At 37.0% G+C, this 16,743-nt stretch carries 7 protein-coding genes and 1 pseudogene; 5 read left to right on the top strand and 3 right to left on the bottom strand.

The features are described from left to right. The first annotated feature begins 475 nt into the window (after window positions 1–475). The 5 genes and pseudogenes from PHO71_RS01725 to PHO71_RS01745 form a co-directional block, all read left to right on the top strand. Entirely contained in the window at window positions 476–5,410 is a 4,935-nt protein-coding gene (locus tag PHO71_RS01725) for a PAS domain S-box protein (protein ID WP_300198001.1), read from the top strand. A 181-nt stretch (window positions 5,411–5,591) separates the two neighbouring features. Beyond that, a complete protein-coding gene (locus PHO71_RS01730; protein WP_300198004.1) occupies window positions 5,592–6,488 on the top strand; it encodes a helix-turn-helix domain-containing protein in 897 nt (298 codons plus the stop codon). A 948-nt stretch (window positions 6,489–7,436) separates the two neighbouring features. Next, window positions 7,437–8,834, top strand: a complete 1,398-nt coding sequence (locus PHO71_RS01735) for a PTS transporter subunit IIC (protein ID WP_300198006.1) — start codon at window positions 7,437–7,439, stop codon at window positions 8,832–8,834. Window positions 8,835–8,862: 28 nt separating this feature from the next. Then, complete coding sequence (kduI, locus tag PHO71_RS01740) at window positions 8,863–9,783, top strand: 5-dehydro-4-deoxy-D-glucuronate isomerase (RefSeq protein WP_300198008.1); 921 nt, start codon at window positions 8,863–8,865, stop codon at window positions 9,781–9,783. 265 nt (window positions 9,784–10,048) lie between these two features. After that, window positions 10,049–11,353 (top strand): annotated as a pseudogene (locus PHO71_RS01745) (MFS transporter); the annotation flags it as partial. An 823-nt stretch (window positions 11,354–12,176) separates the two neighbouring features. Here PHO71_RS01745 and PHO71_RS01750 read toward each other — a convergent pair. From PHO71_RS01750 to PHO71_RS01760, 3 genes are all read right to left on the bottom strand, one after another. Next, window positions 12,177–15,521 (bottom strand): DEAD/DEAH box helicase, encoded by a 3,345-nt coding sequence (locus tag PHO71_RS01750; protein WP_300198014.1) that lies wholly within the window; start codon window positions 15,519–15,521, stop codon window positions 12,177–12,179. 121 nt (window positions 15,522–15,642) lie between these two features. Next, window positions 15,643–16,488, bottom strand: a complete 846-nt coding sequence (tatC, locus tag PHO71_RS01755; RefSeq protein WP_300198017.1) for a twin-arginine translocase subunit TatC — start codon at window positions 16,486–16,488, stop codon at window positions 15,643–15,645. An 11-nt stretch (window positions 16,489–16,499) separates the two neighbouring features. Further along, window positions 16,500–16,718, bottom strand: coding sequence for a twin-arginine translocase TatA/TatE family subunit (locus PHO71_RS01760; RefSeq protein ID WP_300198019.1), 219 nt, complete (start codon window positions 16,716–16,718; stop codon window positions 16,500–16,502). Between the last annotated feature and the right edge of the window lie 25 nt (window positions 16,719–16,743).

The raw sequence follows: 16,743 nt of genomic DNA on the forward strand, positions 1-16,743 counted from the left end.
GCCACGGGACAGGCGTTTGGTTGCCCTCTGCCTTTTCTCCCCCAAAGGTATAATTAGCCACTCGCCTCCCGTCCCCGGCCTTTCTAAACAGAAAATGAACTGTTTGACGCCTTCATACACTCCAATCTGAAAGGAGTTATTTTTTCAGTGAAAACAAGTAAAATATGAACTTAATTTTGACATTTAAGAAACACTTGTTACTTCTATTCCCAGGCATATGGTTCTGCGGTATTACATCTTATCCCGAAAAATCAGTTATAAAACTGAAAAAAGTTCCGGAATCCAATAATGATTGTCAGGCAATAAGTACCCTTTATAAAGTTCCTTATGATATGAAGTGGATAAACAACAAACGCTGAGAAAGGTTTCTCCTGCTAAGTCAGTGATGGGATATCCGTATGAACTACACAGTATAATTATGAAAGCAAACAACATTTTCTTGGAAAATAAATAATGGAAACAACAATATATCATCATGAATAAACGACCGTACTACCAAACTTGGATGACTATTGTCTATGACAAGTCTTTAAAAATTGTTGATATCATCAATCCACAACATTGCACGTTCTTACAAATTAATGAAGAGGATTTAATTGGTAAGTATACAAATAATTTAGAGGAAATAACTGATGATTCTAACAAAGACTCTGCAGCCATTATTGTGAAAAATGTACATAAAGCATACTATGAAAATCATAATGTTTATTTTGAATATGCTACAACACATAAAGATGGCACAGTGACATATGCAATTTGTTATGCTGAAAAAGGTCCCGATGAATTATTGTATGTTAATATTATCAGAATAGACGAGGAGAATATATTTGAGGCACGCGAAGGTTTTACCAACTATGTATGTGACGTAACGATGAACAACATCTCGGTAGGAGTTGCGATGCGACATATTGCTGAGAATGGAGAAAAAAAATATATTCTTTTCAATGATGTAGCAAAATTATTTTTTGAAAGTGAAGATGTATTACAATCGCAGTATTGGAACCAGGCAGAGGATGATGCTGCTGACGAGAAAGCGATGCAATTGCAAGAGCCACTCAAACTAGAAAAAGTAATACGGGATGAACAAGGTAATGTGTCTCGTTGGTTAGTGCTGACCAAAAAGAAGATAAGCAGTAGAGCAACAGGACATTACATCATCACTACTATCATTGATATCACAAAACGTCGCCAGAACGAGATTTTGCTTGAACAACAATTTACTTTGCTCGACTCGATGTACAAAAATATACCCATCGGCATTGTCATCTACGATAAGAATGGACGTTTGGTGTCTTTAAACCAAATGTGTATGGACATTTTCGGTATCGATGACAAGAACAGTGTCTTGGGTATTAATATCTTCGAAGAACCGAATACGCCGGATAGAATTAAAGAAAAAGTAAAAAGTGGTGAAGATACACAGTTTGAGGTAGTTTATGATTTTGAACTGGCAGATGATGTTTACTACGCCACATCCTTACGGGAGAAGAAACTCCTATCGTTCAAGGAATCTATCATACGCAACAAAGAGGGCAAAATAGATGGATATTTGCAAATCTGTGAAGATATCACCGAAAAAAAAATAAGAGAGAAATTACTGATAGAAACAGGAATCAAATTTTCTACTATCTTTAATTCAATATCTAGTGGAATAGAGATCTACGACAAAGACGGAGTACTGATTGATTGCAATGATTATGATTTAAAAATATTCGGTATAGAACATAAAGAAGACCTTATTCATAGTAATATTACCCTCGATAATAATCCTAATTTTCCTACCGAAAGTCTGGAGAGACTTAAAAATGGTGAGAATGTTTATCTGAGTATAACCTATGATTTTGATTTGGTAAGAACTACCCAATATTACCCGACCACGCGAAAAGAACGAATATTTCTGGAGATCAAAGCGGCACCAATGTTCACGGATACTCATGAGTTGATCGGATACGTGGTGGAAATGAATGATGTTACACTTGTGAAAGAACAGGAGGCGAAACTTTTCGAATCGCACCGTAATCTCATACTGGCACTAAATGCAGGGCATGTTTCCATTTGGAAATATAATATAAAGGAAAAAAACTTTGTCTCAATACTCGGCAACTCTATAGCTGGTAACGGCCTCTCTTATGAAAAAGTCAATGCTATTTTACACCCGGAAGATCGTCGGATAATGCAGAAGACTTTTGCTGATTTGATCTCAGGAAAACAAGAGAATGGAGGATTTACTCTTCGTTACTATGAGAATGGAGATTATCAGTATTATGAGAGTGAAATGAGTGTACACAAAGATATGTTTGGAAATACAGACTATATCATAGGATCACAACGGGATGTTACTGATAAGTGCTTAAAACAAAAGGAACTGCGACATGCGCATAAGAGTCTGGATATGGTGATGGAAGCAGCCAATATGCTAGCATGGGATTATGACTTGTTCACTAAAAAACATCATATTCTTTATGGAAACCGATTATTGGAAAAACATTCGGGAATAAAAGAGAATAGATCCAATTCACACCCTGAGGATTTTAAAAAATACAATGCTCTATTACAACAGATAATAGTAGGAGAAATAGAACAGGGCTCGGTGGAAATGCGTATAAAAGATGATGGAAATGATTTTTATTATACTTTTGAACACACCATTTCAGGTGTCAAAAATGCCGAAGGTGAAATAGTAGGACTAATCGGGTCGATGTATGATATTACCGAACAGCGTAGAAAAGAAGATGAATTGAGAAGAAGTCGGGAAGATTTAAATCTGGCACTCAAAGCCGGAGACGTTGCGGCCTGGACTTATGATGTCGATAAAAAGATGTTTTACACTCTTCAAGGTAATGCACTTGTAGGAAGCAGTATTACTATGGAAAAAAATCAATCATCAATTCATCCGGACGATTTAGCAATACAGAAGGAAATATTCACATCTTTGATTAATGATGAACAGCAGTATGCGGAAGCTATATTTAGGTATAAAGATATAAATATAGCAGGTGCTTACCGCTATTATGAGAGCCGTATGCTGAGTAAAAAAGAGAATGGAAGAATTGTGGCTATCACAGGCACTCAGAAAGATATAACAAACAGTTATATACATCAGCATGAACTTGAAGAACAACATAAGAAGACAAATCTTATCAACGAAATTTGTAATATTGTTCAGTGGGATTATAATCCGCATACCCATATAATAATTGCATACTCGTCTAATGCTTTATTTCCGAATCAAAATATAAACTTACAAGAAGATTTAGACAAGTTCTTAGAGTATGTGCACCCTGAAGACAAGGCAATGGCTAGAGAGTTCGTTGAAAACGTTAATAGCAAAGAACCTGACACAATCCATTTTGAAATGAGAGTATTTGTCCCTCAGGTAGAAGAATATAGATATTTGGTATATGATGGTATCGCTATAAAAGACAACGAGGAAAATATTATTAAGTATAGTGGAATTCACAGGGATGTAAGCGAGTGGCTGGACATTAATAAAAAACTTGCCGAACAGAACAACACAAATAACTTGATTTTAAATAATATTAATTCTGGTCTGGTATATATAGATGCCAATTATAAGGTAAAATGGTCAAATTTGGATGCTTTTCCCGAAATGGCTTCTAAGCTGGAAATTAATAATTATATCGCAGGTCATTATTGGGATTGTTCCTTGGAGGGAGGATACGAGAAACAGCATGAATGCATGGTTAGAGCGGCTATCAACACTAAAAAGGTTCAATACAAGGAGTTTACATACGGTGAAGAATTAATCATTGATGCCACTTCCATACCGGTTTTTAGCAATAATGGCAAAATAGCAGGTGCTTTGTTCAAAATAAACAATGTTACCGAACGCAAGAAGCTAGACCAAGAACTTAATTATACCAAAGAAGAAACCGAACGTACCAATCAGACTTTGAATGAAATAATAGATCGTATTCCGGGCGCAATTTGCATAAAAGATGTCATTGATGATTTGAGGTATGTCAAAGCCAACATGGCATTTTGTAAAATAGTAAACAAAAGTCAGGAGGAGATTATTGGAAAAACTGACTTTGAAGTTTTCGACAAAGAGATTGCAGAAATTTATCGTCAGCAAGATTTAAAACTAATCAATGGAGAAAAGATAGTCTCATATGAAAGTAAGCCTGTTATTGACGGGGTACAAGAATATTTGCACGTTACAAAATCCATCATCAAACCTACAAATAGTAAAGCATTAATTCTTTGTATAGCTATAAATACCACTAGTATATACAAGATAAATGAAGAATTACTTGCCGCTAAGGAAAAGGCTGAGGAGTCGGATAAACTTAAATCTGCATTCCTGGCAAATATGAGCCATGAAATACGTACTCCACTCAATGCCATTGTAGGTTTTTCAGGACTACTATTAGAAACTGAGGATATGGAGGAACGAGCTGAGTTCATAAAAATTATTAATTCCAATAATGACTTGCTATTGCGTCTGATAAATGATATCTTGGATTTATCGAAGCTAGAATCGAAAATGATAAAATTGAAATATGAAAGTTTTGATATCGTTTTAACATTCAACGAATTATTTGCACTATTCAAGCAGAAAATGGACAATTCGGAAGTTGAACTTTTAGGTGATAACCCATATGGTGAATGCATTGTGACCCTAGATGAGAATCGCCTTATGCAAGTTTTTACAAACTTTATCACGAACGCTCAAAAATATACGCCATCGGGATATATAAAAATGGGATATGTTTATGAAAACGGAGGCATAAAAATTTATGTGGAAGATACGGGCATCGGCATAGCCAAAGACAAATACAATAAAGTATTTAAACGTTTTGAGAAATTGGATAATTTTGCGCAAGGTACCGGATTAGGATTATCCATATGTAAAGCAATTGTAGATATTCAAAAGGGTAACATAGGATTTGAATCGGAAAAAGGAAAAGGTTCTACATTCTGGGCATGGTTTCCCACCACGGCTAAAATAATAGAAAAAGATATGTTGCCAGTTACAGACTTACATACAGCAGTTACACCTGATTGCATCTGTGAAAAAGATATTCAAACAAAAAAGTTGAATATTCTTGTGGCAGAGGATAATGATAGTAATTATATGCTTGTAGAAACAATATTAAAGCACTATAACCTTACACGGGTTTATAATGGGGCAGAGGCTATTGAACTAGCAAAAACAAATATCTATGACGTTATCATTATGGATATGAAGATGCCCGTCATGGGTGGATTGGAGGCAACACAAAAAATACGGGAATTTGATAAAAATATAATAATCATTGCAGTAACAGCAAAAGTTTTTGATGTAGATCGAAATGCGACAATTGCTGCAGGATGTAATTCTTTTATTACAAAGCCATTAAAGCGTAAAGAACTTATAGAAGCAATTAATAATTGTATCATTTTATAACATTTTCATTCGTATGATGATGTTTCAAAATTGATGACTGCTATTATGCCGTTTTATCATTATACGGACCTAACTGATATTTTCCAGATGCTAAATATAGCTAAATAAGTGTTCCATATTAAAGGCTAGATTCTGGAATATGAAGGAAAGTCTTTATTTTTGTACTGATACTTAATAAAAAATGAAAAGTAAAAAACATATTGAGAAACTATGTATACACGAACAACCTGAATGCAAGTTTTTCTCTCCTATTTTCCCTGTAGGTTTTGAAGATATTTACTTATCCAAAGCTAATACCATATTTACCCATAACACAAATGACAATTATATGTTATTCGTAATGTCTGGAAAAGTTGCATTAAGTTACTGCGAATATCATAATAAAATTTTTGAATCGGGTGATATGTTTTTCTTTCCTAAAAATATGGAATTTCGAGGTCTTGTAATGGAACCTGCACATCTGGCTCTTCTAAAATATAATAACATAAAATTTCCTTGTATGGAAGATGGTATACGAAGACTTTTAAAGAAAAAGAAAGAAGGTCACTATGAATGGGATAAAATAAGAATAAAGGATGAACTGAAACGAGCTATTGAGGAGCTAATTCATTACCGTAAATCAGGACTTTCATGCAATCATATTTATCTGATTAAAGCACAAGAAATTTATCTGATATTCAAACACTTTTACACGGATGAAGAGCGGATACCAGTATTTCTTCCATTCATTGGTCAAAATCCTATTTTTGCAGAAGCTGTAATGTCTAATTACACATTAGTAAAAACAGCCGAAGAGCTAGCAAGTCTTTTGGGATATGGTATTAAAACTTTCCGCGAGTTATTCAAAATCAATTTTGGAGAAACTCCTTATAAATGGATGCAGCAACAAATAGCTCATCAAATTAAAGGAAAGTTAATGAAAAAGGAAATTCCTTTGAAACAAATAATGTTTGAACACAAATTTTCTACCACTTCACATTTCACAACTTTCTGTAGAAAGCATTTAGGAGGAACTCCGATGGAGATACGTAACGGAGAAAAAGCAAAGGAAATTTCACTTATACAAAAAAGCAAATAAGTACAAAGGAGAATGAAATCATAAAGTGCCCAGCAAGACTTTTCTTCAAAGTAGGTTTTCGTTTATGTTCTTATTGAACTGGTTTATATTATAAAGCCAAGAGTCAAAAATGATCTTATGATCAAAATGACTACTTCAGGTATCGGTATCGAGAACCTCACTTTTCCTTTCCTGAAAACTATATGGGAGAACTTGATATAGAAAATCTGAAGCCTTTGAATTCCTTAGAAGTATCTTTGCCATCAGTCGGAGTTTTTTATGTACCGGGCGCAAGTACCTTCAAACTTCTGCCAATCTGGAAGATTTCATTAACATAGAAGAAACCAGCGATTCCACTATTAAAAGATGAGGATCTATTGCTATTTTTCCGAATTAAAAAAGCTGTTCCTTTTTTTGTTCCAACTATATGAAATGTTACTGAACATCTAGTGTACAACCCAAGTTATCAAAATATGGTAGATGGAGAATATCCCAAAAAGTAAGTTTTGGAATATCCGGTAAAAGTACATTAAGACTTAACAATAATCCCATTTCAGTCATATGGCCCTATTAAAAAACTTCTGATTCTATTTATTGTACTATCTCAAAAGTTGCATCTATCTTCATTGTAATTAATACAAAAAACATAGAAAAAAAATATCATTTAACAAATTATTATTTGAATGATTATGCCCATTGATTTTCATACTATAGTGGTGGTACATTTCATCCATATCAAATAGAATTATAGAATTTACCTTATTCATTTTCATCTTTTCGTGCACGAGAACAATCAATTTTGTGCACGTAAACGTCAAATATGTCCATTTTTGATGTAATAACGTATAAATTAAGAGTTTCGTCTTGGAAGAAAGCAGAAAAGGTCGTACTTTTGGCACGGTCTACAACTAATACCCTCTGTGGAAACACAGTAATATATCATTAAAAACAGAGAAAAAATAGAACAGAATGGAAGAAGTTTTTAAGTACATTATCGGTTTGGGAGCGGCAGTTATGATGCCGGTCATTTTCACAATTTTAGGAATATGTATTCGTATTAAATTTGCCAAAGCACTTAAAAGCGGTTTGCTGGTTGGAGTAGGTTTCGTTGGTTTATCTGTTGTTACGGCACTGCTGACCAGCAGTCTCGGCCCGGCACTCAGCAAAATGGTTGAAATTTACGGATTGGAATTAGGTATATTCGATATGGGATGGCCTTCTGCTGCGGCAGTAGCTTATAATACATCAGTTGGTGCACTTATTATTCCCGTTTGTCTGGGAGTTAATTTATTGATGCTGCTTACCAAAACAACTCGTACTGTTAATATTGATCTCTGGAACTATTGGCATTTTGCATTTATAGGTGCTATTGTGTACTTTGCTTCCGACAGTATTCTTTGGGGATTCTTTGCCGCTATCATCTGTTATATCATCACACTGGTAATGGCAGATATGACTGCTCCTGCATTTCAGAAGTTTTATGATAAGATGGACGGTATCTCTATCCCACAACCTTTCTGTCAAAGTTTTGTTCCATTCGCTATCGTAATCAACAAGTTGCTTGATATGATTCCGGGATTCGACAAATTGAATATTGACTCGGAAGGTATGAAAAAGAAATTTGGTTTGATGGGTGAACCATTATTTTTGGGTATTGTAATTGGTTGCGGTATTGGAGCTTTAGGTTGCAGTAGTTGGAAAGAAATAGTAGACAGCATTCCAAATATCTTAGGATTAGGTATCAAAATGGGTGCAGTAATGGAGTTGATTCCGCGTATCACCAGTTTATTTATTGAAGGTTTGAAACCTATTTCTGACGCTACGCGTGAATTAATTGCCAAAAAATATAAGAATGGTACGGGATTGAATATTGGTATGAGTCCGGCATTAGTTATCGGACATCCGACTACTTTAGTCGTATCTCTTCTTCTGATTCCTGTTACCATATTTCTTGCAGTGATTCTGCCCGGTAACCGTTTCTTGCCTTTAGCATCTCTGGCAGGTATGTTTTATTTATTCCCAATGATCCTGCCTATCACTAAAGGTAATGTAGTGAAATCATTCATCATCGGACTGATTGCTCTGATTGTTGGTTTGTATTTTGTAACAGAGTTAGCCGGATTCTTCACATTAGCTGCCAAAGATGTATATGCTGCTACCGGAGACCCAACAGTTAATATTCCGGAAGGTTTTGAAGGAGGAGCTTTAGACTTCGCTTCCAGTCTCTTCTGCTGGGGCATTTTCCACCTGACTTACAGTTTTAAAATCATCGGTCCGGCTATTCTCGTAATTATCGCACTCGCAATGGCAATCTATAACCGCATCCGCATGACAAAGAAAGATGCTTTAATAAACAAAAACAACTAAATTATATAATTCATTTAAATTTCGAAATATGAAAAAATTAGCAATTGCAATGATGTTGGGTATCGCAGCAATATCTGTTTCTGCCCAAGTGAATTACAAGATGCAAGTGGCTTGCAATCCGCAAGACGTGAAAACGTATGATACAAACCGCTTGCGTAGTAGCTTCCTGATGGAGAAAGTAATGGTTCCGAATGAAATAAATGTTACTTATTCCATGTATGACCGCTTTATCTTTGGTGGTGCAGTGCCTGCAACAAAAGAATTGGTGTTGGAAACAATTGACCCTTTGAAAGCTAAATATTTCCTCGAACGTCGCGAACTGGGTGTTATCAATGTAGGTGGGGAAGGTATCGTAACAGTAGACGGCAAAGAATATGCTTTGAACTTCAAAGATGCGTTATATGTTGGTAAAGGTAACCAGAAAGTTACTTTCAAGAGTAAAGATGCCAACAAACCTGCAAGATTCTATATCAACTCAGCTCCAGCACATAAAGAATATAAAACTCAGTTGATAACCATTGACGGACGAAAAGGCTCACTGAAAGCCAATTCATTCCCCGCAGGGAAAATGGAGGAAAGTAACGATCGCGTTATTAATCAGTTAATTGTCAATAATGTATTACAGGAAGGTCCTTGTCAATTGCAAATGGGCTTAACAGAACTAAAGCCGGGTAGTGTATGGAATACGATGCCTGCACATACTCATAGCCGCCGTATCGAAGCTTACTTTTATTTCAATGTGCCGGAAGGTAACTCTATCTGTCACTTCATGGGTGAACCCCAAGAAGAACGGATTGTCTGGATGCAAAATGAACAAGCCATCATGTCACCGGAATGGTCAATCCATGCAGCAGCCGGAACGAGCAACTATATGTTTATCTGGGGAATGGCTGGTGAAAACCTTGATTATGGAGATATGGATAAGATCAAATACACAGAAATGAGATAATCCATTGTATATCAAGACACCAAATATTAATTTTCCAAAAAGCTTCATTCTTTTTTCTGTTCAGAAGAGAGAATGAAGTTTTTCGAGTTTATTAGTTTTCTCCCCCAAGAAATACAACTTATATAGATTTGGTAAATAAACTGATGAAATTTCTAGTAAAGACAAAGATATTTTTATATTTTTGACCAAACTATACTTCTAATAAAAAAAACAGATAAAACACCGACCTTTGTAAACGTACTAAAAACTATTTAAATCCATTATCATGAATGCATTTCAAAAACCAAGTGAAAAGATGACAAACTACAGATGGACAATTTGTGCGATGTTATTCTTTGCCACTACAGTCAATTATCTCGACCGCCAAGTTCTTTCACTGACTTGGGACGAATTTATCAAGCCCGAATTTCATTGGGATGAATCACACTATGGCACCATTACCTCTGTATTCTCTATTGTATATGCTATCTGTATGCTTTTTGCAGGTCGGTTTGTCGATTGGCTGGGTACTAAGAAAGGATATCTTTGGGCAATTGGTGTATGGTCGGTGGGAGCCTGCTTACATGCATTGTGTGGTATCATAACCGAACATTATGTGGGCTTACACAGCGCAGCCGAACTGATGGGAGCCACAGGAGATGTCATTGTATCAATCGCCACCATTAGTATGTATTGTTTCCTCGCAGCCCGCTGTATATTAGCTATTGGTGAGGCCGGCAACTTCCCCGCAGCAATTAAAGTGACTGCTGAGTATTTCCCTAAAAAAGACCGTGCTTATGCTACTTCCATATTCAATGCCGGTGCTTCTATCGGTGCATTAGTAGCCCCACTTAGTATCCCTTTATTGGCAAAAATTTGGGGATGGGAAATGGCATTCATCGTTATCGGCGCCCTTGGATTTATTTGGATGGGATTCTGGGTATTTATGTATACAGCTCCTTCCAAAAGCAAACATGTAAACAAAGCTGAGCTTGAATATATCGAACAAGATAATGAGCAAGATGGCATCATTGCCTCAACAGGAGAGAATACTGAAAAGAAAATGGGATTTTGGCAATGCTTTACCTACAGACAAACATGGGCTTTTGTTGTTGGTAAATTCATGACTGACGGCGTATGGTGGTTCTTCCTTTTCTGGACTCCTTCTTATCTAAACACACAATTCGGAATAAAAACCTCCGAAGGGCTGGGAGTCGCTTTGATCTTTACTTTATATGCTATCACGATGTTATCCATTTATGGAGGTAAACTACCAACGATCTTCATTAACCGCACAGGTATGAATCCTTATGCTGCGCGTATGAAGGCGATGCTTATCTTTGCATTCTTCCCGTTGGTGGTATTATTAGCTCAGCCGTTAGGAACTTTTTCTCCCTGGTTCCCGGTTATTCTGATCGGTATTGGCGGTGCTGCTCATCAGTCTTGGTCAGCCAATATTTTCTCCACAGTAGGTGATATGTTCCCTAAATCTGCTATTGCAAGTATTACAGGTATCGGTGGTATGGCTGGTGGAGTCAGTTCTATGATCCTCCAGTATTGTGCCGGAATTCTGTTTGTGTTTGCAGCGGGACAAGTGGAAATGGCTGTAATCAATAAAGCAATGCTTGATAAGGATTATCAGATTACTATTGCAAAACCAAACCAAGCTGTTCTGAATGGAAAATTAGTAGCGAAAGGACATGAAGGAGCAGAAAATATTCCAGCCGGTTGGGCAATCTATAAAGGTGAAGCTATGCCTTTACAAAAAGCAGTAGAGAAGGCAGGACTCAGCCAGATCCCGATGACTATAGAAAAGCTCGAACTGCCTACTGCCGAAAAAGAAGCTGAGATGATGCTTAATAATAAGATTATCACTCAGAAAGACATTACTGTTATTCAGGAGCCAATGACCTTTTTAGGTTTTGTAGGTAAACCTGCAGGATACTTTATTATTTTCTGTATTTGTTCCGTTGCATACCTTCTCGGTTGGATCATGATGAAGATATTAGTTCCGAAATACAAACCAATTGTACTGAAATAACAATCTAATAAATTAATAGATAATAAAAACAGGAGAATGGTTCAGCATAGAACTATCCTCCTGTTTTTTTACCAATTATTCAAAAGTATAAAAAATAAAAAGCCTCTTCTCCCGAAGATAGCTTTTTAGGTTTACTTATTCTGCAAGATCATTCTGTACCCAACAAAAAACGATACATTAAGAAAATGAAGTATAGTAAACGTTAAGAAGAAAAAAAGGGAAGTCTCACGACTTCCACATTTCTTCTAACCTTAAATCTAAATCTCTATGAAAAAAACGTGTTGCAAATATAGGCGTTTGTTCAACAAATAGGTGTTAATGAATTGCATAAAGAGAGAATAAAGACTAACATCTGCAAAAATATTCCAATGGTTTAAGATCGTTCTATTAAATTTAATAAACTTTTATAAAGAGGATTACGTTTCAATAGAGCTGGAACCCCCGTTATCAGCATTTGCTTTCGGGCACGGGTTAAAGCTACATTTAGTTTTCGATCGATCAAAACACCGTCTTCTTCTGTCAGGTTTGACAAAAGCTTCAACTGGTAGGGATAGTTGATACAAAATGAATAGATAATCACATCTCTTTCACTTCCCTGAAAACGTTCTACCGTATCAATTAAAATACGGTTAAGTGCCGGGATGCCTAATGTTTCAATATATTTCTTTATCAATGCAATCTGACTTCGATAAGGAGTTATAATTCCCAGTGTACGAACTTCATCAAAATCATCTTGATGCTGATGATATATCTGAGCAACCAGACCGGTGATAATACGTGCTTCCGAATGATTGACTTTTGCGGATATTCCGGCCTTTTCCGGCAAAGAAGGATAGAAGGCAAGCCGGCAAATATCTTTGGAGTCATCAATTTGATGTGGAAGTCCAACCGGAAGCAGACGTCCTCCATAAAATGTACGATTGGCAAATAGAGCTACTTCAGGATGCATACGTCCCTGGCGACAAAGCATATCGTACGAACGATGTTCTGACGAATTACGCACATTCCGGTAAAGCCGTTCAAACAAGGAATCTTTCAGGTTAGTCAGACCTATTGCCTGTAATGTCTCATCATAAATAGCCGACTGTTCTGTATTCTGTAACACAACGGCAGGTAACTGCTTATGGTCTCCAATTAGAATAAATTTATCAATAGCATTTTTCCCATCTTCGCCTCGGGCACAAAGAATGCCCAACAACTGAGGTTCCAAGATTTGAGTAGATTCATCTATAATTGCCACTTCGAAGTGTTTCAAACGAAAAAGTTCCGGCTTACCAGATATGGAGGCAACTGTGCCGACAAAAACACGGCATTTCCGAATGCGTTCGTACACTTCCGAACGGCGAACACACGAAGATAGTTCGTTTTCAATCAAATGCATACGATAGGCTTCATCGCAAGACAGTTCACTTCCTACGCGAATAAAATCTACTTCGGGACGGATGGAACTGAGTGCTTTACAGATTTCATCCACAGCCCGATTTGTATATGAGAGTAGTAATATCTGAGTCTCTTTCTCTGCATGGAAAGTTTCTACCATCTTTTTTAGTGCACAAGAGGTTTTTCCTGTTCCCGGAGGACCGACTAAAAGAAAGTAATCTCGTGCTGCTTTTGCCTTTAATGCAACACGAGTAAAGTCATTGGTGCACTGAGAAATCAAATAGTCCAAAGATTCGTCAAACTCAGGCAATCGCTGCGACAGCAATAAGTCTCTCCGACTTTGTGTAGCAGACAAGTAAGTGTAAAGTCCTTGATACATAAAACGGAAAGTTGTATCCATCGTATCATGTTCAATGGCATAAAGACTGTCTTCGGGAAGTACGGATGTATTTTGTTGTGTAGCCCGGAGACGAACACAAATTTCATATTCAGTCAGATATTCTATATTTCCTTTGAATACCATTTTATTGGTTACATTGTCTGTATCATCTTTCCTTTCGTAGAGAATAATGGCATCCCCCTGACGAAAATTTGGCAAGAAATCTTCTTTTACCGTAGCAGACTGAGATAGGATTAAATGAGCTTTATGCTTATCCGCCGCATGATTCATTTTAATACGGAGGTCATAAATAATTTCACCTGATTCACATTTTTCCGCTAATGTTGAAAGCCACAAGGAAGCTGCCCCTGTACGCCCCTCATAATCGACATCACCTGATTTGGAAGTATAAAGCTCTTTTGTTATAAAATTATATAACGCATAGAAATAATTCTTTTCTAACGGAGAAAGAGTTTTCAGTTTCGACTGAAAATTATCGATGGAAGGACGCAAATAAGTTTCCCAAAAGCGTCCGGACAGTTTGCGTTCATTCAGGTTGGAAGAGTTTATTTCATTCAACTTTTGAGCAGTATATTCCAAGCTATTCCGTAACTGAATACCGTACTCATGGGCTACAATCCGGTTTCGCAAATCAACCGCTCTACGAACCATTGCCCAAGAAGGACGAGAAGGATAAAGAAGCGGATAACGAGTATAAAGTAAGTAGGCTCTCACTTTCCGATGATCCATTCCCATAGAGTATTGCAACACAGCCTGATATAGCAACATCTGCACTTTATTATTTTCTTTTGGCTCTACCTTGCCACGGATAGCATACTCGTCAGCTTTGCCGGATTTCATTTCAATGAAAGAAGACATATCCCGTTGCATATAGTCAAGGCGTCCTTGTAAACCAAGTGCTTCACAGATATAAGAAGGTTCTAATACAGCATCTATCTTATCCAGTTCATAACCTGCCGCATGGAAAGTATCATTTACGGTTTCTCGTATATGTTCAAAGTGAAGTTTGCAGTCATCAAAGAACTGACGTTCTTTTTCTGGATCACGTAAATCTGAACAGGCAGCCAACTCGATGGGATAACGACGGAAAGCTTTTTGCATACAAACCCGGTAATCAATCTCTTCGTCCTGAGCATGAATCCATTCATCCAAAAAAAGATTAGCTATATTTCCTAACAACAGGGGACGGGCATTCTCAATTGGTTGAAGTCGAGAAAGGAAGTAGTTTGCGGGATGATGACCATATTCGCGGAAGCATTCTGCCAACGCACTAATATCAATCAGATAATCCGGTTCGAGAACGATAAATGAAGGAGTCAGAACCCTTGCTTCATCTATGGCAACGTCTAACAAATTGATTTGTGCATGTTTCCAAAGAAGCTGGCAAGTTTCTGCAAACTCTTCGTTTATCTGAGGAATATTGTAGCGAACTAGAAATAGTTTTTCGGAGACTTCTTCCAGTGGAGTCACATACAAATACTGTTCATCGGCATATTGAAAACAAACACGCATCCGTTGTACCCGTTTACGTGCCGGAGGTGCAACCAGATAGGTAGCATCCACACGTGGTAACAATTGATAAAGTTCCTGAGGCATATCTTCTTCTGAAAGTTTACGGACCAGAAAAGATAATGTTTTTGCATCTCTCAACAACTGCTCACGGGTAGGTTCCAGACAGCGGTTCAATATCTGATTCGAAGTCAGTCGGAAGGTATGCAAACGGTTCTGTTCTGCTACAGTCAGACCGATTTTGGCAGCTACAAAGCTGATACGTGCTGACAAGTCAGTCATCTGCAAACTTTCATTCTGCATTTGCATACGACAGATTCGTTCCAGTAAATCACGCATTTGTTTATATCCTACGGCAAGCTGTTCGTCTTCCGTCTTACAAACAGCCAGAAGTAATTCGTATGACTCTCTTCCTTCCTTTTTATCCATATTGCAAAGGTAGTGGTAAAACAAGAATGCGCCAAAAGAGATAACATAATAAATATTCTCTTTTGACGCATACTATAGATAAAGGTTCTTACAGAATCTGCTTATATTTCCTGTTATGAGGTTACTTTTTTTCTTCCTGTATTTCTTCTTCAGATTCATCTCCTGATTCAACATCGTCTTCTTCCACCTTCTTTTTATCTTTTATCATCAGAATACTCATCTCATACAATAGATAGAGTGGAATAGCTACTACACTCAGCGTGAAAGGGTCACCCGTCGGAGTAATAATGGCAGACGCTATCACAATGATAACAATTGCATGACGGCGATATTTCCGCAGGAATGTTTTATCAACCAATCCCAATAATGAAAGCAACCATGTTACCAGCGGAAGTTCAAAAGCAAGTCCCATACAAAGTACCAACATCATAAAGTTGTCGATATATGAATTAAGAGACAATATATTTTCAACTTGCGCACTTAACTGATAAGTAGAAAGAAAACGAAGTGCCAATGGATAAACCATGAAATACCCCAACAGAACGCCGATGAAAAACATCACCGTTCCTAATGTCAGAGCTTTTAACACTCCTCTCCGCTCTTTGGGATAAAGGGCCGGACTAATAAAACGCCAGATCTCGAAAAAGAGATAAGGCATCGCAGTCACTACCGACATCCAAAAAGCAGTAGACATATGAATGAAAAAAGGAGCCGCCAGATTAATATTGACCATCTTTACTTCAAAATGTTGAGTAAAGAATTCATCATCCAGATTTAAGCTCTGTCCAATATGTCGTAATAGATCATAGAAAACGAAATCATTATGGGTAGGACCAAGTATTACACTATCGAATATATAGGGCATAGCAATAAAATAGCCTATCGCTAAAATGAACCAAAGCCCTATAACCCGACAAAGTACCCAGCGCAATTCTTCCAAATGATCCCAAAAGGTCATTTCCGCCATTGTACCCTTCTTTACTTAGCTGAGTCTACCGGTTTGTCGATTTCGTCTTTTGCTTTGTTCAGTTCGTCTTTTGCATCGTTCACACCGTCCTTAAAGCTTTTTACGCCTTTACCCAAACCACGCATCAATTCGGGGATTTTCTTTCCACCAAAAAGAAGAAGAATAACTAAAGCAATGATAATCCACTCGGAACCGCTAGGCAAAAAGCCTAATAATAATAAGTTTGTCATAGGTGATATTTATTAATTAATTATT

This window comes from Bacteroides sp. (genome assembly GCF_028690125.1).
GTDB lineage: Bacteria > Bacteroidota > Bacteroidia > Bacteroidales > Bacteroidaceae > Bacteroides.